The 23468-nt window shown below is 33.8% G+C and carries 26 protein-coding genes and 4 pseudogenes; 3 read left to right on the plus strand and 27 right to left on the minus strand.

Annotation, left to right across the window (positions count from 1 at the left end; genetic code table 11):
• Positions 1-189: 189 nt before the first annotated feature.
• From NSQ69_RS15770 to NSQ69_RS15790, 5 genes are all read right to left on the minus strand, one after another.
• Positions 190-381, minus strand: coding sequence for a DUF378 domain-containing protein (locus NSQ69_RS15770; RefSeq protein WP_002084566.1), 192 nt, complete (start codon positions 379-381; stop codon positions 190-192).
• 88 nt (positions 382-469) lie between these two features.
• Positions 470-1537 carry a glycoside hydrolase family 113 gene (locus NSQ69_RS15775; protein WP_002165418.1) on the minus strand — a complete coding sequence of 356 codons (1068 nt, stop codon included), beginning with the start codon at positions 1535-1537 and terminating at the stop codon, positions 470-472.
• Positions 1538-1712: 175 nt separating this feature from the next.
• The gene (locus NSQ69_RS15780; RefSeq protein ID WP_033730806.1) at positions 1713-4103 is read right to left on the minus strand and encodes a penicillin acylase family protein; all 2391 of its coding nucleotides are present in this window, start codon (positions 4101-4103) and stop codon (positions 1713-1715) included.
• 79 nt (positions 4104-4182) lie between these two features.
• Positions 4183-4944 carry a DnaD domain-containing protein gene (locus tag NSQ69_RS15785; RefSeq protein WP_063225848.1) on the minus strand — a complete coding sequence of 254 codons (762 nt, stop codon included), beginning with the start codon at positions 4942-4944 and terminating at the stop codon, positions 4183-4185.
• A gap of 443 nt (positions 4945-5387) precedes the next feature.
• Entirely contained in the window at positions 5388-5969 is a 582-nt protein-coding gene (locus NSQ69_RS15790; protein WP_063225847.1) for a TetR/AcrR family transcriptional regulator, read from the minus strand.
• A 221-nt stretch (positions 5970-6190) separates the two neighbouring features.
• Here NSQ69_RS15790 and NSQ69_RS15795 point away from each other — a divergent pair, with 221 nt between their 5' ends.
• Both NSQ69_RS15795 and NSQ69_RS15800 read left to right on the plus strand, forming a co-directional pair.
• The gene (locus tag NSQ69_RS15795; RefSeq protein WP_002128131.1) at positions 6191-7423 is read left to right on the plus strand and encodes an MFS transporter; all 1233 of its coding nucleotides are present in this window, start codon (positions 6191-6193) and stop codon (positions 7421-7423) included.
• 131 nt (positions 7424-7554) lie between these two features.
• Positions 7555-7728, plus strand: a complete 174-nt coding sequence (locus tag NSQ69_RS15800; RefSeq protein ID WP_002128132.1) for a hypothetical protein — start codon at positions 7555-7557, stop codon at positions 7726-7728.
• 153 nt (positions 7729-7881) lie between these two features.
• On the opposite strand, the pseudogene NSQ69_RS15805 reads toward NSQ69_RS15800, so the two are convergent.
• Positions 7882-8133, minus strand: a pseudogene (locus tag NSQ69_RS15805) (IS1595 family transposase); the annotation flags it as partial.
• 91 nt (positions 8134-8224) lie between these two features.
• Here NSQ69_RS15805 and NSQ69_RS15810 point away from each other — a divergent pair.
• Positions 8225-8502: pseudogene (locus tag NSQ69_RS15810) on the plus strand (hypothetical protein); the annotation flags it as partial.
• A 68-nt stretch (positions 8503-8570) separates the two neighbouring features.
• Here the strand turns inward: NSQ69_RS15810 and NSQ69_RS15815 are convergent.
• From NSQ69_RS15815 to NSQ69_RS15905, 21 genes and pseudogenes are all read right to left on the minus strand, one after another.
• Positions 8571-8897: a DUF3895 domain-containing protein gene (locus NSQ69_RS15815; protein WP_002013774.1), complete on the minus strand. Its 327-nt coding sequence runs from the start codon at positions 8895-8897 to the stop codon at positions 8571-8573.
• A 795-nt stretch (positions 8898-9692) separates the two neighbouring features.
• A complete protein-coding gene (locus NSQ69_RS15820) occupies positions 9693-10235 on the minus strand; it encodes a T6SS immunity protein Tdi1 domain-containing protein (protein WP_201039073.1) in 543 nt (180 codons plus the stop codon).
• Between the two features lie 13 nt (positions 10236-10248).
• Complete coding sequence (locus tag NSQ69_RS15825) at positions 10249-10392, minus strand: polymorphic toxin type 15 domain-containing protein (protein ID WP_002013782.1); 144 nt, start codon at positions 10390-10392, stop codon at positions 10249-10251.
• A gap of 371 nt (positions 10393-10763) precedes the next feature.
• On the minus strand, positions 10764-11291 hold the full coding sequence (locus NSQ69_RS15830; protein ID WP_341099481.1) for a SecY-interacting protein Syd: 528 nt from the start codon (positions 11289-11291) through the stop codon (positions 10764-10766).
• 17 nt (positions 11292-11308) lie between these two features.
• Positions 11309-11431 carry a hypothetical protein gene (locus NSQ69_RS27775; protein ID WP_002013784.1) on the minus strand — a complete coding sequence of 41 codons (123 nt, stop codon included), beginning with the start codon at positions 11429-11431 and terminating at the stop codon, positions 11309-11311.
• Between the two features lie 12 nt (positions 11432-11443).
• Positions 11444-11533 (minus strand): annotated as a pseudogene (locus NSQ69_RS27780) (hypothetical protein); the annotation flags it as partial.
• 11 nt (positions 11534-11544) lie between these two features.
• A pseudogene (locus NSQ69_RS27785) lies at positions 11545-11616 on the minus strand (hypothetical protein); the annotation flags it as partial.
• Positions 11617-11771: 155 nt separating this feature from the next.
• The gene (locus NSQ69_RS27790) at positions 11772-11966 is read right to left on the minus strand and encodes a hypothetical protein (protein WP_445661567.1); all 195 of its coding nucleotides are present in this window, start codon (positions 11964-11966) and stop codon (positions 11772-11774) included.
• 333 nt (positions 11967-12299) lie between these two features.
• Entirely contained in the window at positions 12300-13004 is a 705-nt protein-coding gene (locus NSQ69_RS15840; RefSeq protein ID WP_048566024.1) for an endonuclease V, read from the minus strand.
• The gene (locus NSQ69_RS15845) at positions 13004-13462 is read right to left on the minus strand and encodes a toxin-antitoxin system YwqK family antitoxin (protein WP_048566023.1); all 459 of its coding nucleotides are present in this window, start codon (positions 13460-13462) and stop codon (positions 13004-13006) included. The genes NSQ69_RS15840 and NSQ69_RS15845 overlap by 1 nt, the downstream gene beginning before the upstream one ends.
• Positions 13446-13937, minus strand: a complete 492-nt coding sequence (locus tag NSQ69_RS15850) for a YwqJ-related putative deaminase (protein ID WP_048566022.1) — start codon at positions 13935-13937, stop codon at positions 13446-13448. Before NSQ69_RS15850 ends, NSQ69_RS15845 begins: the two co-directional genes overlap by 17 nt.
• A gap of 104 nt (positions 13938-14041) precedes the next feature.
• On the minus strand, positions 14042-15277 hold the full coding sequence (locus tag NSQ69_RS15855) for an IS110 family transposase (RefSeq protein ID WP_341099483.1): 1236 nt from the start codon (positions 15275-15277) through the stop codon (positions 14042-14044).
• Between the two features lie 156 nt (positions 15278-15433).
• Complete coding sequence (locus NSQ69_RS15860) at positions 15434-16219, minus strand: recombinase family protein (protein WP_263894889.1); 786 nt, start codon at positions 16217-16219, stop codon at positions 15434-15436.
• A 586-nt stretch (positions 16220-16805) separates the two neighbouring features.
• Positions 16806-17300, minus strand: coding sequence for a hypothetical protein (locus tag NSQ69_RS15865; protein WP_000873545.1), 495 nt, complete (start codon positions 17298-17300; stop codon positions 16806-16808).
• A complete protein-coding gene (locus NSQ69_RS15870; RefSeq protein WP_341099485.1) occupies positions 17297-17869 on the minus strand; it encodes an AHH domain-containing protein in 573 nt (190 codons plus the stop codon). Before NSQ69_RS15870 ends, NSQ69_RS15865 begins: the two co-directional genes overlap by 4 nt.
• A gap of 216 nt (positions 17870-18085) precedes the next feature.
• Positions 18086-19384, minus strand: coding sequence for a suppressor of fused domain protein (locus NSQ69_RS15880; RefSeq protein ID WP_087962558.1), 1299 nt, complete (start codon positions 19382-19384; stop codon positions 18086-18088).
• A 17-nt stretch (positions 19385-19401) separates the two neighbouring features.
• The gene (locus NSQ69_RS15885; RefSeq protein WP_263892953.1) at positions 19402-21414 is read right to left on the minus strand and encodes an AHH domain-containing protein; all 2013 of its coding nucleotides are present in this window, start codon (positions 21412-21414) and stop codon (positions 19402-19404) included.
• A 32-nt stretch (positions 21415-21446) separates the two neighbouring features.
• Entirely contained in the window at positions 21447-21773 is a 327-nt protein-coding gene (locus NSQ69_RS15890; RefSeq protein WP_002013799.1) for a hypothetical protein, read from the minus strand.
• Positions 21773-22492 carry a DUF5081 family protein gene (locus NSQ69_RS15895; protein ID WP_033730816.1) on the minus strand — a complete coding sequence of 240 codons (720 nt, stop codon included), beginning with the start codon at positions 22490-22492 and terminating at the stop codon, positions 21773-21775. The genes NSQ69_RS15890 and NSQ69_RS15895 overlap by 1 nt, the downstream gene beginning before the upstream one ends.
• Positions 22493-22514: 22 nt before the next feature.
• Complete coding sequence (locus tag NSQ69_RS15900; protein ID WP_002110836.1) at positions 22515-22820, minus strand: WXG100 family type VII secretion target; 306 nt, start codon at positions 22818-22820, stop codon at positions 22515-22517.
• A gap of 25 nt (positions 22821-22845) precedes the next feature.
• Entirely contained in the window at positions 22846-23268 is a 423-nt protein-coding gene (locus NSQ69_RS15905) for a hypothetical protein (RefSeq protein ID WP_002137256.1), read from the minus strand.
• Positions 23269-23468 lie beyond the last annotated feature (200 nt).

Below are 23468 nucleotides of genomic sequence, written 5' to 3' on the forward strand. Positions count from 1 at the left end.
TTCTCATTTTTATTATTTTTTAAACTTTCTGAATTATAACCTATATACAATAAACGGTCAATTTGTTTTCCGTTATTACGGTGCAAGACGCAATGGAATCGCTTGCATGTGCACCCTGCTTTTTATAAACACACAAAAAAGTGTTAAGTACATAATCGTACTTAACACTCTAGTAATTAAGTATAATAGCTACTTACTCGTAAAGAACCGATCGAAAATTTGATAAATAGCTGAAAGACCAAAGAGCCAATAAATAGTATCCACAAGCGCCGGCATAGAACCAAACCATTTCTCAACTACATTATAATCTAACGCCACAAACAACCAATTCAAACCGCCAAGAATCACCAAAATTACTGTAAGGTATGACAAAAATTTCATTATGATTGCCCCCTAGGTGATAAGATGGTGAAAGGCCTTTCACTAAAATATATGTAATGGATTCTAAAACTTACCTATTTTATAAAATTTATTTTCGATACCAGCCATTAATAACTGTCTCTGCTTCTTTACTATGTATTTGATATGAATGATTACTATCATTAGATCCGATAAACCAAATTGAAAAACCTTTAAAATATGGCTTCGCTTCTAATACATCTCGGTAAGCACGCCACCCGTTAAGTTGTACATCTTTTGAAAACACATTCGTAATATCTGGGTTCCACGGGCTTTGTAGTCCAAGTTCACGTGCTGGCACATTAAATCCACCAAAATAAACTGGCTTTCCAGTTGTTTTATGTAATGTCTCAAGTTGCTGAACAACATTTTGGCCCCGATTGTATACTGTCGTCGCAAATAAGCTTTGTTTTACTTCTTCGTATGATGGATTTCTTTTTCCTGAAACTTCAAACCAACTATCAATACTTACGATGTCCACCTTTTTTAAATACGGGCGATTTATTTTCTCTTTAAATTTCGCCTCAAAAGAAGGATCCCAACTTGCAGTTAACCACCAATTCATTTGATACAAAACATTTCCTTTATACTGCTGGCGAACAAAATTAATCGTATCATTCCAATATCCTTCTGCATATTCCATATTCACGAAATTAGAAGCGATTTTCAGCCCATAAATATTGTACTTACTTGTAATGGAATTAAAAATATCTTGTAAAACAACCGTTTTCCAATTCCAGAAGAAATCGTTAATATTACTAGGGTTCCACTCTGTTTCTCCAATATTTCCTTGCTGAATAAACGGAAACGGCTCCAAAATAACTTGTATATTACGCTTTAATAATTCTTGAATTAAAATAATAGCTTGTTTCTTTTGCGCCTGATTAATTACCATATTAGCCGAATTCACATCCGGAATATCTACTTGAATAGGTACATTCACCGTATTTAAATTCAAGCGCTCTACATCTGCTAACACTTTCGCTACATTGCCTACTTCCCATACCGTTACGTTTCCTGATTTTATTTTTCCAGATTGAACAGTATTTACATCCGCCTGTATATTTCCCTGGAAACAAAAAGAAAACAACATGATACACACTCCTAAAAAACTTATTAAACTCTTATTTTTTTTCATAACTTTCCCCCATAATTTTTGGCTTTCTTGATTATTTTATACAATATTTCACATATATTCCAGAAAAAATTAAATACATTTCCATTAATAAAAGTGGTATCCATATAATCCCCCTAAAAATAGTAAGGTAAATAAAAAAAGAGACCCCTACTTAAAGTAAGAGTCTCTTCTAACATTATCGCGGCTGTAAATTTAACACTTTCCCCTCTATTCCATCCGTATTCAGTGTAGTCGTATGATACTCACCATTTACCCAATCATCTATTTGATCATGATACCAATCGCTTCTAAAGTTTCCTGATTGTCCTGGCCCTACGATATGATAACCGTTTGACATATCTTTAGTATCAATCACGAATCGCCAAGAAGCTCCGTGATTTACAATACCGTTATCTCCATAACTCGCAGCTTGAACGGTAACTTGGCTTCCGCCAATTGGAACTGGTTTCTCACGATTAAATGCAAGTAATGCTAACATACTAGATGATCTCGAAATTGGATGTGTAAAAGCAAGTTGATGGTAATCGCCCCACTTCCACTCCGCAACATCGGGCCCATATTCCTTCTGTAATTTTTTCATTACATTCTCGTACGATGTATGCACAACTTTCGTGAACCCTCCGTACTTCGTAAACCAAGCGCTATTTTCTCCTGCTACTTCTTTTCGAATCAATTCATCAACAACTTGTGACTTCCCTTCAAATAACTCCATCACATCTTTCGGTATTTCTTTTGAAAATAAAGTATTCGAAATCTCTTTCATTAACAAATGGAATATTAATGGTGCCGCTTCATCTTTACTATCGTAAAAATTCCACTTTGTTAATTGTTTTACGCCTTCTTTCTCTACTTCATTTAAAGATGCTTTATTTAACTCTTTTAAAAATATAGGAGCAAATTCTTTCCCATATAAATTTTTTTGATCCATCTGTAACTCTTCTAAATCTTTCACCGTATACTTTTCCTTCTCTTGCAAAAACTCTTGAATACGCATTTGCCTGTACGGTTGCGCCCACGTATTACTAATATGGTACGGATAATTATCATCAACAATTTTATTATTTGCAGTTGAAATAAACCCTTGTTTTGGATTTATTACTTTCGGTAGCTGATCAAACGGAATATACCCTTCCCATTCATATTCGTCTGTCCACCCCGGAACTGGCAAACTACCATCGCCTTTTTTACGTATTGGTATATTTCCATTCGCTTTGTAAGCAATGGTTCCGTCATTTGATGCAAACACAAAGTTTTGAGTTGGTGTATGAAAATCTTGAAGAGCAGTTTCAAACTCATTCCAGTCTTTCGCTTTATTCATATTTAATACAGCCTTTAATTCAGCTGATGGCTCTAAAGCAGTCCATTTCAAAGCGAATACTGTTTTCGTTTTCTCTTTCCCTTTATCTGCAAACTCTGAAATGACTGGACCATGCCTCGTAACCGTCACGTTATACGGAATTGTTTTCCCGCCTTTTACTTTAATAGATTCATCAACAACTGTAGCTTTTTCCCATTTATCGTTATACAGAAATTCATTTTCATTAGTAGGATTTCTCTTTTCAATATATAAATCTTGCACATCAGGACCTGTATTCGTAACGCCCCATGCTATTTTGTCATTGTGGCCTAATATAACACCTGGCACTCCCGCGAAAATAACGCCACTCACATGTAAGTCTTTCATTTCAAGTTTCGATTGATACCATATGGAAGGTGTCGCAAGAGATAAATGAGGATCATCCGCTAAAATCGGCTTACCAGACGCACTCTTCTCACCGCTTATCACCCAGTTATTACTACCATTAAACTCTGGTGGAATGACCGTTTTTGCAAAACTTTGTGCTACATCCACATTTGTATTTTTCAGTTCAGCTAGCAATCTAGGTGCATCTTTCGGATATGTAGGAAATAGCTCATTTGCTTGCTCTTTCGAAAGATTTTTCAGCGCCCAATATCGAAACGCCTGCCCGTGCCAATGTCCTCCTAAATCAAACGCCATATACTTTCCAATCGTCAAAGAATCCACGATTGACCATTCAGCAGGCTCATAGCCTAATAAAGTAAACTCAACCGGCAATCTCTTTTCCTCTTTTGCCTCACGTATAAAAGCGTTCACTCCATCAGCAAATGACTGCAGGGCATATTTCGCTTCTCCGTCATATTGACTAACAGACGCTTTTGCTGCTCGCCGTAAACCGAGCGTTCGAAACAACTTATCTCGATCAACAGCTGCTTCTCCAACAACTTCACTTAACATTCCAGAAGCTTGCCTTCTACTTAAATCCATTTGGAACAAACGATCTTGCGCTTGTACATACCCTTGCGAGAAATATAAATCATGCGCATTTTCTGCTTTAATATGCGGTACACCTTTACCATCCCGCTTCACCGTAACAGCATGTTGTATATCCTCTAGCTTTATCGTTCCATCTATCTTTGGCATAGATCTCAGCGTATATATGTTCAAAAAAATCATAGCGCAAATAAACAAAAAAAGAACGATACTACTAGACCAAATAAAAATTCTTTTTCCCCTATTTCGTTTCTTTTTTATGACGACTTCCATACAATCCCTCCTCTCTCAATCTATTCGCTTCTATTGTGAAAGAACCTTTTAGAAAAGAAGAAATCATTACTTGCTCATGCTATGGATCATACAAACTGAATACTTCTCTCTTACGCACTATTTCCTTTCCTTTATTAAAGCTTACTCGTCCTTTCTTACACCAATTCCTCAAAATCCCCTTCACATAAGCAAGTGTCCCCTTATTATTTTCAAACGCAATTTTAAGTGCCTCTAGTACTTTATCTCCTGAAACTCTTTGCATCCATTCCTTTAATTCCTTCGCGATATATGGAGATAGACTACTAATGTTTTGTTCGTAAAATTTATAAACTTCACTATGCGGAGTGGCATCCTCTACTCTTTCTACCTCTTCCTTCTCTTGAATAATTGCTTGTTGTGAATTACTACTAACCTCTTCCTCTGGCATACCAAAATACTGAAGTAATAATGGAATCTTGCATTCTTCTTCAAGACATTTACGTAAAAACTTATGTAGGAACTCTTTACTTTTCACCATTTTCAGCTCACGTAATACACATTTCTCTATGTTCGTATTAAAAATAGGATTATAGTGTAACCAATTTATAATGAATAACTCTTTCGTTTCCGCATCATATAAAATCTTCCCGTATTCCACAAACCGGTTCAATAACTTCTCAACAGTCTCCATACTGTAACCAGTTTCAAGCTCTGCCAAACGCTTCGGTAATATGTAAATACCACATTGCTTCGTTTTCGTACCAGTTAACAAATATATGTAAAAATAACGCTCTTCTGGCGTTAAATCTAATATGAATTCATCTTGCCAAAAGTTCACCTGCACATTACGGTACACCGCCATATGTTTCCCACCTCCTTTTATTCATAAAAAGGCAAATTTCAATCCTTCAATATACATATAGGAATGAGGGCTTTATTTTTGCATTTGAATTCCAAATTTTTTTAACTACTACTACGCCGGTTTTATTTTTTCGCGCTTGTTTTGTTCTTGTAGTTGTTTTTGTTTTGTTTTTTCTTAGTGATTTATTACTTGGTAGGTGCTTATAAGGGGCTTTGAAGGGGCTTATATAGTGTTTTCATTCCTCTCTTATCCGATGCCTAATTACAAATGTCTCCAACAATCTTCATATATTGCAGACAACCATTATGATTCACCTGCTCATATTTAAACGAAAATAAAAAGCACTTGTTGCCTTCGTAGACAATTCAGTGCTTAAAGTTAAAAGCTTATAAATAAAAGTGTCTATAATCGACATAGTTGATTGAAATACAATTCTGTTACATTTATTTTAGTAACGATAATATGATACATACCGAATTATCTACAACTGAACGTTTTGGGCGAGATTTCATTAACACCGTTAATCCAATTAATGAAGTGACTAGCGTTTGTGCCAATGCTTTAGCATTCACATCACTTTGCAGTTCTCCAGACTGAATACCTTTGGCGATTAATTCTTGAAATATAACTGAAAGATACATTTGATGTTCTCTAGTCAGCACTTCAAATTTTTCATTATGAGGGGCAATCTCAACCATTGTGTTAATACAAAAACAGCCTTTATTTGATTCTTTTTTATATTCCTCTTCCACCATATTTTCAAAAAATGTACGAATAGCCTCTTTGACAGATCTTTCTTTTTGAAGTTTTGTTCGAATGCTAGCTGCGTGTAAATTCGTGTATCTCCGTAATGCAGCTTCAAATAGCCCTTCTTTATCACCAAATGCCGCATATAAACTCGGTCTTTGTATTTCCATTTTAGCAGTTAGATCACTTAATGAAGTAGCAGCGTATCCTTTCTCCCAAAAAAGTTGCATAGCAGCATCCAAAGCTTTTTCTTTATCAAATTCACGTAGTCGAGCCATTTAATCCCTCCTCTTTTTTCACCTGTTTTCTAAATTATAAATCACGTTTTTATGTACTAATCAGTATATTATATATCGTATTAAATTATAAATGATATGTCAAAAGAAACTGAATTTAATTTACAATTCACTTGACATAGCAACTTATCCCTGATTATATTTGACTTACGAAATAAAATACCGTTCGGTACATTATTTTAAAAACAAAAGGAGATGATATTATGGATGCTAAAGAAAAAATGACAACTGCTCTTACACAGAATAATGATCAGTTCCAATCACCTATCAATACAATCATGCCCCGCTATATAACTCTATTATTTTCAATAGCTTGCGGGATGGCTGTGGCGAATATATACTTCGCTCACCCTCTACTTGATTCTTTATCAAATGAGTTTAAGATCAACCATTCAACTATTGGTGTCGTTATTACGATTACTCAAGTTTGTTATGCACTCGGATTACTTTTATTAGTTCCGCTTGGTGATTTGTTAAACCAAAAAAGACTTATTATTGTTCAAATGCTTTTATCCGTTTTCGCTTTAATTGTGGTCGGAGTCGCTCCTTCAAGTACCGTACTTTTTATAGGTATGGCCTTAGTCGGAATTCTTGCGACTGTTACGCAGACACTCGTCGCATACGCATCCATTTTAGCTAACCCAGAAGACCGTGGGCGAATAGTAGGTTTCGTCACGAGTGGTGTCGTAATAGGAATTCTACTTGCACGTACATTTGCCGGAACATTAACAGATCTAGCGGGATGGCGTTCCGTTTATCTTACCTCTGCTGTACTTATGCTCTTCGTAATTGGTTTGTTATATCGTAATTTACCTAGTCTTGAACATAAAAAAACAGCTATGACCTATCGTAAATTATTACGTTCTGTTCTCTTATTATTTGTAGAAGAAAGGATCTTACGTATTCGCGGAATATTAGCATTGCTTATTTTTACTTCATTCAGTATTTTATGGACTTCATTAGTTTTACCTCTAAGTGTTGCACCATATAATCTATCACATACAGCTATCGGAGCATTTGGTCTTGCTGGAGTTGCTGGTGCATTAGCTGCCACTAAAGCCGGACAACTTGCTGATCGCGGATTCGGAGAGAGAACTACTGGCATAGCCTTATCCTTATTATTACTTTCATGGCTCCTAATTAAATTAATGAACCATTCTCTATTCCTACTAGTTATCGGTGTTATCCTTTTAGATTTAGCTGTGCAAGCTGTACATGTCACCAATCAAAGTATACTTTTCACAGTGCGTCCCGAAGCGCGAAGTCGGCTCACTGCTAGTTATATGATTTTTTATTCTATCGGCAGTGCTACAGGTGCAATTCTTTCCACAAACATTTATGCAAGCTACGGATGGAACGGAGTTTGTATATTAGGTGCATCTGTTAGTGCTTGTGCTCTTTTATTCTGGGCAATGACCTTACGGCGATCGTCATAAATAAAGGCTGTTTTCTCAAAGATTGTTACTGCTAAAACTAAAAGGCAGATTTAATCTACAAAACGTGTAGAATACTTTGCTATAATCAACCCAGGATATATAATTATGGTTAATCGAAAGGAGGGATAATAATGAAACAAGTAGCTCTCCATCAATTGCACAAAGAGCATAATAAACGAATAGCAGAATTTCATAAAAAACACGAAATTGAAATTCAACGTGGTGAAAATGGGAACGGTTTGTTAGCTAAATGGGAAAGTTTTTTTTATAACAAGGTAATTTCTCCTCTAAAGAATGTGAAATAATACCTACCTATTAAATGAATTGTCATCCTTGTACAGTTCATTTTTGTATCGCATTTTAAGTCAAATACGCATTACTCTTTTTTTCTTATTCAACTAAACTACTCCATTAGTTAAATAACAATAAACCACTGAATCTACCTAAAAAGCATCTGATTAATGATGCTTTTTATCTTTTCTTAATGCTTCAACTGTGAAATATTTAGATTTTTGGCAAGCTGAAATAAGTATTTGCTCTATCCAATTTTCAAATGCTAAGTTTTTATGTAACTCAAGCCAACGATATCAGTAGAGGTGACTATCCAAATAATACGTACAAACGCCTTGAAATCGTTCCATCCATCTTTTCAAGCGGCGATGAAAGTTATTAACGTGTTGTATGTGGAATATCCCTTTTTTTACTCGTTGATAGAGAGCAACAATCTATACGAAAACAGCCTAAATAAAAGGAGAATAATTTATTAGTGCATTTTTTAATATACTTTTTTTACAAAACTATAAAATTGTGAAAAATAAGATTCAGGATTCTCCAGAACGAACAAAATCCGCTATGAATAATCTTCTAAACACTGTGAGGATTTCATATGCGCCACTACATGAAAAGGCAGTCGAGACTGCAAAAGAAGTTGGTATAGTTGAAGTAAAACGTAACAAGAAAAAAGCAGCTTTCTAAATGCTTACGAAAATATGCATTTAGAACTTGATAGAGAAAGACTCGGTTTCAAACGTAAATATGTAAGATGTAAAAAAACAAAAAGGGGTATCAATCTTTCTTGATTGATACCCCTTTTTACTTTGGTTACTGAACTAGCTCCGTAGAAAACATTCATTTAATTCTGGACAACTTATATGTTAAAAATTTCTTCATTCAATTTATAAACCCTATCTCTTTTCTCATCATTTTTGATAAAAGTAAGCTTTCCTTCTGTAACAAACCCTTCTAATATTAAGCATACTTGTCCAAAGGCTTTAGGCTTATTCGTTGTAAATCTTTCATCTGATATTTTACCAGATCGTATTAATTGTTCGCATAGCTCAAGTGCACTTATTTCTTCAGAATTAAATAATCCCAAAATATCTTTTTGCAAGGGCGATAAAGGTGCTGGTATCTCAGCTACCTCCACTTTTTCTTTTTCTTCTTCAAATAAATCTTCAAATGAAATTTGATTCATTACATCTTTTCCTTTCTAACAACTGATTTGTATAACATGAACTGAATCCTATAGGTACGAGAACTTTAAATATTAGTTATTGTTATGTAGTACTTACCTTATTACATGAATTTCAAACTCATGTACATCATTTCATATAGTATGTTTTGATTATACCAAATATACGTTCTGTCTTCTATTGTAGAATTTTTTATAACAGGAATGAAAGTAATAGTGAATATTTATCTCCTCGTTAGTTGTATACACTATGTAAAAAAAACAGAAAAAGTTTACATAATAAAATTATAGTTTTCTATTAAATTTCTACGCTAAAACGTAAAAAAGCACTTGTTGCTTTTAGTTGACAATCAAGTGGCCTTAAGTTCATCTGTTTTTAAGTAACATTAAATTTGTCAGTTTTATAATAACAGTAGGAAACCTTTTGTATGTCATGTCAACTACAACGTTAAAACTTATGAGTTTGTACGTTTTCGTTAGTTTTATGTCCATTCCATGTGTTTTTATATTCATGCCCCAGTAAAATGTCATCTCGCCTAAGCTCGTACTTCGTTTTCTATTCTATCATTGCACACAGTACTCCATGATGGTATGACTATCATGGAGTATATATTTTCAAACACCCTTTTATTTTTTCTATCTACTTCACATATACTTTGTTTTTCATTGATTTATATATGTGTTAATGTGTTTCGTTATCATATTTGCTTGTAAAATATAAATTAAGTAGTAAGTCTAATTCATTTGAACGAATCCTATATCTCTATTTACCTAGTGATAAAATATCTACTTATTCTATTATTGTACTGACCCCATAAAACTAGTAATAATAAGAATATGTTCCTTTAATTTGACCTTTTTTAAGTTCTCTACTTTTTCTGCTCCACCTAAACCTAATAGAGGTGTATAACCAAAACACTCCTCGTAATCTAACTCATTATATTGTTTAAGCGCTTCGGGATAAGGTTGCCAAGATAAATCTTCATCTCTAAATTCTAAATCAGCAATATTTTGAAAGAAAAATTCAAATGTAAACATAATGGTCTTTACTATACCGTACCTGTAATTAAGTAATCTAACATATCCATCTGACCAAATAACCAAGTCTCCCATACCCGTAGCAAATAATACTATTGAATCCTTATATCTTTGACTACTCTCCTCCAAAATCTCTTTAAATTCCTCTGGATTTACACTTTTAAAATACCCTTGCATAAATGTACCAAATCCATAATTACTCCATAAATTTATTATTTCATTAGGTACTACATGTTTATACTTTTCAATGATTTCACTCGAAACTTTATTATGTAACTTAAAATCTTTTAAATATTGCTCCACTTAAACTCCTCCACTATGTTAACTTTACATTCAAATAATTATTTTTTTGTTGTTCTGGTGCCATGCTTTTTGCTATTTTCTTAATGTGTTTATCAGTAATATCCATTCTATACCGCCATTGATTACCTAAGGAATAAATTATCCTTTTATCCCCCATACTATCAATTTCCTAACAGCTACTTGTTTAGGAACATAAAGATCTGTCTGCTTCGATTTGGTAGTTTCTACATTTTCAAATTCTACTATGATGTTATCTATCATTTCTATTAATTGAATTTAAATTATTTATATAGTCTAAATAATCTCCTAATAAAATTATAACATGCCTACCTATTAAAAAAGCACTTGTTGCCTTTTCGTAGACAATCAAGTGCATTAAGTTCATATGTTTTTTAAATAGCATAAATTTTGTAGGTCTTAGCTTGATCTTATATTACATCTTTCTATAAAAAACTGCAGTCCAATTGTATCTAACACTTGGGCTACACTTCATATCAGACATTTTTTCATATAAACGTTCTTAGTATATTATTTTTGTAACTTTAAATTAGAAATTAACTCATCTAGACTATCCGAAAGCGCTTCAAACGAACCTCGTTCAAAATCCTCCACTTCAACCTTACCACTTACATTATCTAAAACAACTATCAAACCGTTCCCCTCTACACCTATTGGAGTCTTATCAACCTTATTATGATTGTTTTTATACCCTTCTAAATTACTTTCGAAGGAATCCAATTCAATATTTGGTAATACAGGTTCTAGCCTAATATAATGATTACCAACAAATCCATCTAAATCAGCAAACCAATAAGAATTAAAATAATCATCAATTGAAGTGTGCAGTTTAATTTCAAATCTTTCCTCAATCGTCGTTAAATCATTCTTTTTATTTTTTTCAATAGGTTTCCATGAAATTTCTTCTTCATCATCCATTTCACCCTGATATATAAATGAATCCACTTCTTCGTTATATGGCGTTTTAAATAAAAAATCTACCCCTTTATCAAAATATTCTTTTCTTAAATTAAAATATTTGCTCACAGCATCCTTCATTACCAAAATAATCACCCTTACTTTTCTAAGGATTTTTCTAATAGTTCAGCATATTTTTGGTCATTTCCCCAAACTCCTGCGCTTTTCTCAGCATTATGAATCCATTCTAAACCTGGATATAGCTTTGAGGGTACAGCCACAGCTTGACCTCCTCCACCAATGTGATGATGTATTAAAGTGTCATTATATAATTCTTTTAAATCATATTGGGGAAAATGTTTTCTAAACGTTGGATTGTTTATAGGTGCGAATCCTAATTCTTTTTTTGTCTATTTGACCTATTAAACGCTTCTGGGTACTTCTCTAACATCTCTTTCCAATAAAAATCTTTATCGAGTAACCACCCCTCTGCATTGGTGTTTTTTTGCCTTTTACCAACTTAGGGCATCTTAACAGTTAACCGAGGATCCGCAGTATATTTAGCCTCTAGCTTACCTAAATCAGCACCACGATATGTTCTAATAGGATCATTAATATCACCTATCTTCTTAACCGTTTCACCCGTACCCTTAACCCCACCCCACCACTCTCCAAATTCGAGATCCTACTCTGAATACTCGCCTTTGAGGCATCATGGGCTTCTTGGAATCTCCCGCTATAGTTCGTTCCAGTTCTAGCGACACTTCCATCTGGCAGTATTTCTATACCTTTAACGAATGGAGATACGGAGTCCACAACTTTTGCTAATGTATTTTCAATTATATAATACTAGTAATTTCTGTTAGCTTTAATTCATAAAAATAATTTCTTTAAATTTATAGTATACCTTTCAATTAAAAAAGCACTTGTTGCCATAAATGACAATCAAGTGCTTTAAACTTATATGTTTTCTAAATGTATAAATCTCTTTAAGTTTGTAAGTTTTATAACTTTATAGTGAAAGTATGACACCTCTTATACGCTTTGAAATGTAATGTATTTTAACATAGGAGCTTGTACGAGTTCGTTAGTTTATTGTCTTCCACATGTCATTATAGTTGTATCCTAATACGTATAGAATACACTATTTTATCCTTCCATTAACTTCTTCCTCATTTTATGTGTTTCTAAATCTGCTAATCTAACTGGAATAGGTAATCGACTTTCATTATTTATGCAGTTCATTACAACTTCAGTACTTGTATCTAAATCAATCCAGTTCCCACATGAAACAAAGATTGGCTTTACACAATACGAAGTCCTCAAAACTCTACCATATATATCACCATGAATTACAATGTCAGTGTAAGAACCTACTTCCTCTTTAGGCATCGTAGCGTCGACATTTTCTATTTTCAAATAGCTCTTTGCCACGCCAATTGTTGGTTTGTTTAAATACATTGCAGCATGGGTAGCAATTCCCATATGACGATAATGTAAATACCCATTTCCATCAAACATATATAAATCAGGTTCATTAGATAATTTCTTCGCGGCTTCAAGTATTAAAGGCAACTCACGAAAAGCAAGAAATCCTGATATATAAGGAATACTTATTTCTCCATAACTATATACCTTTTCAACAACTTCCTTTGTATAATAATCAATCATTACGATACAACATGTACCATACGTTTTATTATTTACATCCCAGTAAGCTAAATCTATCCCTGCAATGGTTTTGATTTCATTAACGTCAAATCTATTCTCAAGATTTACTTTGGATAACAATTCATTCTGAATGTCGGTAAATTCATTTATCAATTTCATATTATTTAAATCTAAATTCTTCATTAGGTATCACTTTTAGAAACAGATTCAATCAATTTTAAATCTGTTTCTGTAGGGAAAATTTTTTGTTTTATGATACGACCTTTTTCATCCCATTCTGTATAATGGAGAGCTATCCCAAATTTATATTCTCCTTCAAATTTTAATTCTCCACTTTCATACCAGATTCTTTCGGTACCATTACTTTGTCCATGAATCAAATTTTTCACTGATTTTAAATTTCCATTTTTATAAAATTCTATTAACTCACCCTCTATAAAACCTTTTACATAATTTGTATAATATATCAAATTACCATTATCATATAATTCGTAAGCTAAACCGGTAAAAGGTTTACCGTTCTCGTCTTCCGGATTATCTAAAACTTCATCACTATAAGATGTAAACCATAAATCTTCGTCAAAGTCAGTTCCATGTTCTATAACATATTCTTTACTTAATATATCAATTTGATTTTCCAATCTTTTTCACCTCTGAACTAAATTCAAATCCTTCAGTAATAAAATTACAATGTGGACAGGTTGGCATCATCATACCAGCCGGTTTTAATTTTTTACCAGAACGTACTACATGAGTGATAAAATTCGAAGCACTTGCTTGTGAATTTGCAAGTAACGCTTGATTTAATGAATAAACTTCTGCGTGAGATCCCTCCCCATACGTAAATGTATATCCCTCTTTAATATTTTTTGGCATATTGGTAATCCGTTGTTCTATTAATGGATGTAACTCTTCTGGAATCTTACCTAAAGTATTATTGATTCCAAAGTAATACTTACCTGTTGTTTTGTCAAAAGTTCCAGCAACCGCAGGCCCCATCTCCCTGTTAGAAAGGCCTAGATTATTTAATCTTTCAACTTCTTTCGCTACAGCATCACGCAAATTAATCCTATCGTTTAATTCTTGGTGAGTAAACCGACCATATTTATTACGCAAATATTCTATTCTACTTAAACTTTCACCACTATTAGAAACTTTACCCGTACCCTATGTTGTAATCTTAAACCCTCACAATAAAAAAACAAACCACGTAAACCTTATTAAACTTCTTCTTTTTCTTCCACTACCGGCAACTCATAAGCTGTTTTATATTTCATCATGCCATATACAATGTTTACAAGCCTTCTCATAATACATACCAATGCTTGTCCTTTTGTTTTTCCCTCTTTAAGTTTCTTTTGATAATATGCATGAAACACTGGGTTTCTAGGTAACTTACTTCCTTTCGCTACTTGCACTTGCTGTACAGCTAAATTATAAAATAAAGCGTGTAACGCCCTGTTTCCTTGTTTGCTTTTGTGTGTCTTATCTTTCCCACCAGAACCAAAGTAAACAGGCGCAATCCCCGCAAATCGTGCTAATTTATTGGCATTTGGAAATCGCCTTGCATCTCCTATCTCAGCTATTAATGCTGATGCCGTCACAAGTTCTATTCCCGGCATCGTCTCTAATTGATAATCTAGTAGATTTACTAGCTGTTTTAATTCTCTTTCGATGTATTTCATTTCCTTCTTTTTAAACTCAATCTCCCGTACAATACTTCTTACTAAAAAGTTTCGCATTTCTTGATACTCTTTCATTGTTTGTCCATCTTCTTTCACAAGCCTTAATATTTCACTTGCTTTCCTTACTGAACATGTATTGTTACTAACATCTAATAAAAAAGCTGTTAATCGCTTTATATTCATCCCCTCTAAATAAGAGGGTGACGGATATTGCTCCCAAAATGCTAATGCTGTTTTTCCATCTAACTCTGAGAAAAACTTTTTATAACTTGGATAATGGTGGTTTAATTGAATATGTAATTGGTTCTTTAACGCACTTTGTGCTTTTACTAATGCATTCCTTCTTGACACTAGTTGTTGTATCGACCAAAATAAATCGTTTGGCTTTGCATCTGGTAATTGATTTAACTTATTTATTAGTATACGGGCTACGCATTCCGCATCCCAACTATCATTTTTTTGTATCATCACTTGGCTCTTTCGTTCTAAAAATGATAAAGCTGGATTTACTTCTTTCACTACTTGTTCATGATCTACTAAATATTTCGCTAACGCTCTTCCGTAACCACCAACATCTTCTAAACCAAATACAACTGATAAACCATTACTCACATATGTCTCTACTTCTAATAAAAACTCCGAAAATGCCGATGGTTTATTCTCAAATTGTATTTCTCCTAATTTCTCTTGCCAACAATTAATTATAACAGCCGTATGATGCTCCTTATGTAAATCTACTCCTACATACAAATAGTTCTGTCTATTATGCATAACTCATCCCTCTATTCAATGATTTAGTCATATACAAAAATGTCGGCAACCTTAGTTCGAGCGTTCATCTTTCGATGCGCATAGGTACGCAAGCCTATCCATTTTTCATAACTCTAGTAGTATGTATAGTAAAATGAGCTAATTTTTTAAGTGAGTTTATAAAATAATTGCTGGATGTTTCCCATTTGCTTGTATTTGCCCGTATGTATATACCCCTCGATAAAAATTCTCTCTATCTAACATGCGTTTCACTTGTACTTTCGTAAATTGTTTACCTTTCGCTGTGCAGTATCCTTCTACATTCAATTGTTCTGCCAATTGGGTAAGTGACCAATGTTTAAAAATGTGTCTTAACTCAAATAGTCTACGTACAACTACTGCTTTCCCAGCATCTACTTCTAACACCTTTTGTCCTTTTTTGGCCTTGTAGCCAAAAAGTACGCCACCACCTGCATATCCACCTCGTTCAGCCTTCTTCTTTCTACCTCTACTTAACTTCAACGCAATTTCAAGTCGTTGATATTGGTCTAATAGTTCTAACATGCCATTCACCAAAAAGTCATTTGGATCATGTGTGTAAATACTATAGCTTGATTGTTCAATTGCCTTCACATCCACTTCATGTTTCTTTAGTTCTCGTTGTATTAATACTTTCGCCATATCAGAGCGCCACAATCGTGATGTATTCAACACAACAACATAGCTTACTTGTTTAAACGCCATATCCGACAATAGCTCTTGTAGTCCATCACGTTCAACTGTTAATCCCTCTTCATCAACAGTCGCTCCGCTTAATCCTCTATCTTCATACACACGAAGTAGTTCTAAATTATTTTCGTTACAGTAACGTTCAATCTCTTCTATTTGATACGCTAAACTATACCCATCACGTACTTGTCCTTCCGTTGAAACTCGTATGTAACCAACTACTTTCTTTCCCATCATAAATCCCCTCCCGTTACAGTAATTTGAGTCCCTGTAACGTTTATCCGTTTTTTTGCGGATAACGTGTTCGTAACGTAAATCCGTTAAAACGTACTTTACGATGACTTCAAAACATAATACAACCCTTTATTTTTACAATATTTTTTTCTCTAGTAGTGTCGTACACTGTACAAAGCCACTACAGTTTATAAAATTTAACACTTAATACATTTATAAAATTATACGTTTACCAACTTATTTCTACTCTAAAATGCAAAAAAGCACTTGTTGCCATAATTGACAATCAAGCGCTTTAAGTTCATCTGTTTTTAAGTAGCTTTAATTTATAAGTTTTATAATAATAGTATGACACCTTATATATATCGTGACAAATATTAATTTAAAACTAACGAGCTTGTACGAGTTCGTTAATTTTATGTCTCTTCCATGCGTTTATATTCATCTTTCGGTAAAATGTCATCTCACCTAAGCTCGCACCTCGTTTTCTGTTCTATCATTGTACGTAATACTCCATGATGGTACAACCATCATGGGTCTCTACTTTTAAACCACTTATTGTTTTTCTTTCCACTACAAATATACTTTATTTTTTATCTGGTGAATATACAATTATTCTCCCTTGTGGATATTCACCTTCCCATCCACAAGGCCATCCCCCAAGCTTATAAACCTCAAAGATTCTTTCATAAAAATTATCAACTTTTCCATTTACTAAACGATTTAGTGCACACATATGTAAATCTCCAATTATTTCTTCAAAAATATCAATATATTGTAATACAAAATCACCTGGATAGTTCTCAGATGATTGAATAATCTCCCTTATAGGACGCTCCATAGAGTTTAAATCATGCTCATATAATTGTCCTATTATTTCCCCACCTTCTGAGGATTTAATATCTTCCCAAACGTTTTCAACCTCATCCAAATCTTGAGACCATGCCAATTCTTGTGCTCTTTCATACTCATTAACCATAACAACATCACGATTTAGAAGGTTTTCATTATGAAAAAGTTGTAAATTTGTAATAAAATTAATAACCTCTTCGACTAATTGAGTGTTTTTTCCGTACTTCATTTATTTATCCACCTTTCCCAAAGTTCTTCAGTAGCACCGCCACCTCTTTGCCAAATCTTTATTTCTTCATTTAATTTTGTTTTGTAAAACTTCTCAATACCAATTTCTAATACCTTTGATTTGTATAATGGCAAGCCACTTTCTGTACCTTTTTTTAATTTTTGTTGCAATTCAAATACTTGTTGTTCCAACTCCTTAATACTTTGATTGATATTTAATTTATCTAACTGATCTTTAACCACATTATTATATACACTATGAAATCCTCTATGCCTAGACAAAGCACTTGGATCTTTTGCTGGTATCGGTAAAAATATCCCGTTATCAGCATGATCCATATCCATTCCAATTTTCTTTAATACCGGATGATTTCTTAAATTTTTAGGTATTATATGTTGCGCCTGATATCCTTTCCGTGATGCAGAACGTGGAAGCCCCATGGATTCCAATAAATTTTGCCCTAATTTTGTAGAACTACCTCCTGTAACCTTTCCAGGGGTACCTGGAATAAGTCTAGTAGCTTCACCCGTACCCTTAGTTAAAACAAAAAGCGATAACTGGGTTACCAATTATCGCTTACTAAGTCAAACCATTTGGTGCACTATAAAGTAACAATTATTTTATAATCTATGATAGTTCTAAAATTGGTGTAATTTCTCATCATGTTATTACTATATGCACTAACAGCTTCATTACCATACACCATACTTTCATAGTTATCTTTAAATTCTTTTTTTATTGACTCTTCCAAACTGTTATAGTATCTTTTGATAACTTACTCTTCCTTACTTACAAGTATTCTCTCGATTAAAGTCAAATGCTGCTTCAACGCCATTTTTCATTAACTTTTGTAATAATACATCAAGCCCATCTGCATAATAACAATGGATTTCCTCTTTATATAATGGTAATAATGTATGGAAGTAGATTGGCCAGTCACCCTCTATTCTTTTACCATCCTCACGAAATTCCATTTTGAATGCACCTGAACATTGTGGAAGCGGTGGTACAACCATAACACCAGAAAATTTCGTCTCTTCACTATATGGATGAATTGGCGCATTTAGATCTTGTTCTGCTCCACCTAACTGGGCTACATATGAATTTTTCAAATATTCCTCTGATTGATTTGGAAATACAAGCCACTGCCCCAACCAATATCCATTTCGCATTACATCTTTTCCAAAGTTCTGTAAAAGGCGTAAAGGCCAAGCGTATTTCGAACTCGCCAAAGCGGATACTGATACATCCCAATCCTTCGGTAGATGCATGACAAGCTCTGCATAACCACTATCTACACTTGATGGAGCTGGCATACGGAAATAGCTATTTCGATACGTTACTACTGTATGACAATCAACCATTTTATTTGGTCCAACATCATATAATTCTACATCGGTGATCATTTTTGTATTTGCTTCTATATGATTCGTAATCATTCCATAATGCTGCTGAATATGTGACTTAAAATCTTCTATTGACGTTGGGCGTATCATTGGATTATTTTCTATTTCTTGTTCATCATTTTTCTCATCAGATTCCCATACTAATTTAAAACGAAACCCTTTCAATCCACTATTTGTAACTCTTTCTTTAAAAGCATCTGATACAAATATTTCTACAGATGTAATAGGGAAATCTCCTAACGAATGCTGCGTGTTGCTATTGCGAAATATATGCTGATTTTCTACTTTTTCTGGGATAAAGATAAACTCATCGTAACCACCGTATTTAGTAGGAACCGATTTTCTATGATCCACACACTCAAAAATATTCGTTACATTTACAGCATAACAACTATATGTTTCATGTAACAGAGGCAAACACTCTACTTGATCCTCTATTAAATCATTTAAAATATGTATAGCTTTTTTTGTAAAAATAGGTGGGTTAGGAAATGACTCTCCTTCAAAACTTAATAAATCGGCTTTTTCCTTATGTTTATATGTTTTCATTTGAATCGGTTTCCATGTACTAAGCATAGGTGTACCATTAAATCCATCATCAAATACTTCTTGTTCACTTTCACTATAAGTAGTTACTTCATCATAACCTGATAGATTTGTTAGTTGCCATATTTTCATGTAAACTCTCCTTATTCTCAATCTTTGTACAAGAATTGTATTTTCCCTGTTAATAAACCACTTCTTATCTCTGCAATGAAAGATAGAATTTCTTGTTTTTTACCTGCTTTTGAGAGGATCCTTTCATCTAATTTATCTATCTCTATCAACCTTTTTTCTAAATAATCTATATATTCTTGTCCATGTCTAAACATCATATTCCCTTTTTCATTCAAATTATTCCATGCACTATGAGTAACCTGCCCTGGCCAATTAGGGTGATAGTTTTGAGGCAGAAACACACCGTTTGCAGCCGCGTTCCCATCTATACCATATTTCTCTATGTACTTCCGTAACTTCCCTTGATTATAAGGAATAATATGGTGTGCTTCATTTTTGGGCGACCTTTTCACACCTAAATTTTCCAATTCATGACCAAGTATTGTAGAAGGCTGTTTAGACGCTGCATGTTCCTTAGTTAATTGCGTCCATTTTTCATCACTTCTTATTTTAGTTGCATAATCATCAGCTATTTGACTCGCTTGTTCTCTCAAAGATTTTATCTGATCAAGATTTACATCATGCCCCTTTTTTAGCTCTTGATTTATATACTTTAATTCACGCTCAGTTAAATGTTTTCCATCACCGCTGACACATGTAAGTTTCCCTTTCCAGTCATTTGGATGAATCTTTTCATTTTTTAAAGAGTTAGAAAACCATGCTATACTCTCTTCATTTAATCCTACATCATTTAGAATTTCTTCACTATTTTTTAGCATAAGTTCTTGTTCTGCTAATTTTTCACTCGGAAGAATATTCTTTTTCGTAAGAGAAGCCTCTACACCCTTAATCTCATCATCTATAATCTTATTACTTGCTGTATGATGCTTATTCACCCAGCTTTGTAAATCTGTACCACCTTGTTTAGATATTATTAAGCCATTTCCGTCAACTTCAAAGCTTTTCGATTTCGCTGTCATATCATCTATGCTTTTGGCCATTTTTTCACCAAGTTGATACATCTGTTCATTTCCGGATTTCTCCATTTTAAGACTTGCTAGTTTCGCACGGTCAAGCATAATAGCTTTATTATCACGCAATGATTGTACCACATTTTTACCCAAATTTGGATTGAAACCAGGCATTCCTTCTTTGAATTTTAATAATTTCGCTAAATCAGCTAATTCATTCGTGCCTTTGAATGCTTTTACTCCTTTTCCTACTGCTCCAACAACTGGGATTGCGTCTAATCCGCCAAAAATAATGTTTGCTGTGCGTTCTTCTTGGCTCAATTTCCGGTGTGTTCCCCAGTCTTCTCCGTCGATACCGCTTTTTATTTGTACAGCGCCGTATACTACTGCGGCAGCGGCCCCGAGTGGTGGGCAAAGGATTGTTGTGATGATGATTCCTACGCCTATTCCTATGTCTCGTATCATTTCTAGTTTTTTCTGTTCATCTTCTATCGATTTGTATTCAAATCCTCGTGTGGATGGGACTACTTTCTTGTATTCTTCATAATTTAGTTTTGCATCTGGATTTTGTTTTTTTAGTTCTTTGTATTCCCCTCTCAGTACGTTATCAAATGCAGGTGAATCTTTAAAAATATCTTCTACTGTTATTTTATCTTTTTTCGTCTGTATTGTTTGTGGTATACTTCCGTACCCTGCGTGCGCATCTGGTAATACTGTCGTTGTTGTAGAGCCAATTCGGTTATTTGTTTCGAAACTGAGAATAGATGTATCTCTCATTTTTTGAGCGAATTTATCCATTTCTACTAAAAAAGGTTTATCTATATGTTCAGAGACTACTCGCCCTGCTTCTCCGCAATATTTTTGTAATGTCGAATAGCTATCAAGTAATTCTCCGATTTTTTGCGATTGATCTTTTGGGTTAAAATGTATACTACCATCCGAATCTGAATCTCGTATTCTTCCATCAATTCTTTTTAATAATTCATTTGCGTCCCGTAATTTCATGAGAGCATCTTTTGTAATTCGATTCATACCATCTCCCATGTCTTGCCATGGTTCAGGTCTATATTTCACATCCATTTTGTTTTCATCCCCCAGCCGTATGGTGATTTCTACAACTTACTTAATCTTTCACGTAATTGTTCGTCCTTTTCAAGCATTTCCACGCATACATTTCCTACAACTTTCGCCGATCTAGAATAGTGTTCAGCCAATTCAAGTGTTTTATGTAATATATCAGGATATTTTTCAATTACTCTCATCGCTTCACCTTTTTGATAAAAATCACAGCTTAGTAAACTCTCAATATTCGTTCCAATGACGTCTACATGGATTGTATATATGTTTTCTAACTTCATTACTATATCAAGTAGTTCTTGAAAATTAACTAATACTTCTTCTCCACCACTAGAACCGCCATCTCCCATTGATACTTGCATTATTCAATACCTCCTAACGAGAATTGTCTCGGGTCAATTAATTTTTTATACGGCATTTTTAACACGTCATACAATTTCTTATTAACCGCATAGAGGCTCACCCAGTCATATCGATTACGATCTACATCTATTTGAACGAAATCTTCTCCTTCAGTGAAATATAAGAAACATTCCCATTTTCCTCCTCTATTACTCCGAGGCCTCGTATACGTTTCCATCGCTATAACGTCTTTATTTGATAAATCTTTTTCCTCAAATGTTTGTTGTTCTGTTTCTGTCATTCTCTTTGAGAAAAATGTATCTTCTATTTCCCTCGGTTCTCTCAACAAGAAAGGGATGCGTGTTAATAATGAAAAATATACGTCTGGCTTTGGTATGTAGTCGATCTCGTATTTTTTATTTAGCTCTACTTCTGTTAATACAGCCACTCGATCTTTATCATGTTTCAAAAAACCAATTAATACATTATTAATTCTCGTGTATTCATGACAATTTTCATATTCCTTTAATAGCTCAATAATTTGAAAAGCTGCAGGGGTAATTCCATTTTCGCTTGTAAGTAAGCCTTTTTCTTTTAAACTCGTAGTTGCTTTTGTGACACATTCTTCATCAAGTAAAATAATTACGTCACGGTTTGGCAATCCAAATATATCCGTAACCCCAGCTGCACCTGCGAGAACATATAATTCAGCAGGTGCAAAATTCATTTCTTTTCCCATTCTTTTATCCCTCATTTCTCCATCACAACTGTTTTATCGCCCTTACTTCCGGTCTATCTCCGTACGTCTGAATACTTTTATCTAACTCTTTCAAAGCTTTCGTATGTCCTTCAAATGCCTCTACCATTTCTGAGTTATATTGAATGATTAAATCTAGATAACTTAAAAAGGCATCTCTCGTTTTTCCATTCCAGTTCGCACATGTAACGTATGCTTTTAAGTTTTTCGCTTGGTTTAAAGAATCCTTCATACCATTTTCAATATTTTGCGCGTAAGAAATGGCACTTGCAGTGTTACTTCCTATAATTTCAACCTCTTTACCACTCATGTGGGTTCCCCCATTCTTTATATGTTTAATGGATAAGATTTTCAATTTCCTTTTTCTTTTCTTCAAAAGCCTTGGTCGCTGCATTGTATGCGGACGCTTTCTCCGCTTCTGCTTTCGCTTTATATTCCAAATACTTTGCATAAGCTGTACCTATCGCAGATCCAACATCGCTTAATGCACTTTTAAAATAGGATAGTACTGTATTTAATTCTTCATCCTTTTCATGACGTTTTTGTTCAAATTCAACTGCCGGAATTTTATTAGCTTCTAAGCCATTACTTTTACTCTCATAATCTCTCCTCGCTGATTCAGCATCTTGAATGAATCGTTTTAACTCTCTTTCTTGATCTTTTAAATAATCATGTAATTTATCATACTGATCTCGTTTCCTCGCGCTTTCTGTAAAACCCGATGCATTTAAAAAAGCATTATATAATTCATCTAACATCTTTCTCCCCCTTTATTACAATAACTATGTAGTTAAATTCGTATATTTAAACATGAATATTCATTACATTGAGAATTTATAAATAATTATTTTTGCATATTGCTATTCTATCAAAGGGGTTTTAACATTTCCATATTTTATAAAAAGGTTTCGCATTTTTCTTCAATTAAATAGCAATGAATATTTATTATCTAAAAATT

The organism is Bacillus sp. FSL R10-2201 (assembly GCF_038008665.1).
Classification (GTDB): domain Bacteria; phylum Bacillota; class Bacilli; order Bacillales; family Bacillaceae_G; genus Bacillus_A; species Bacillus_A mycoides.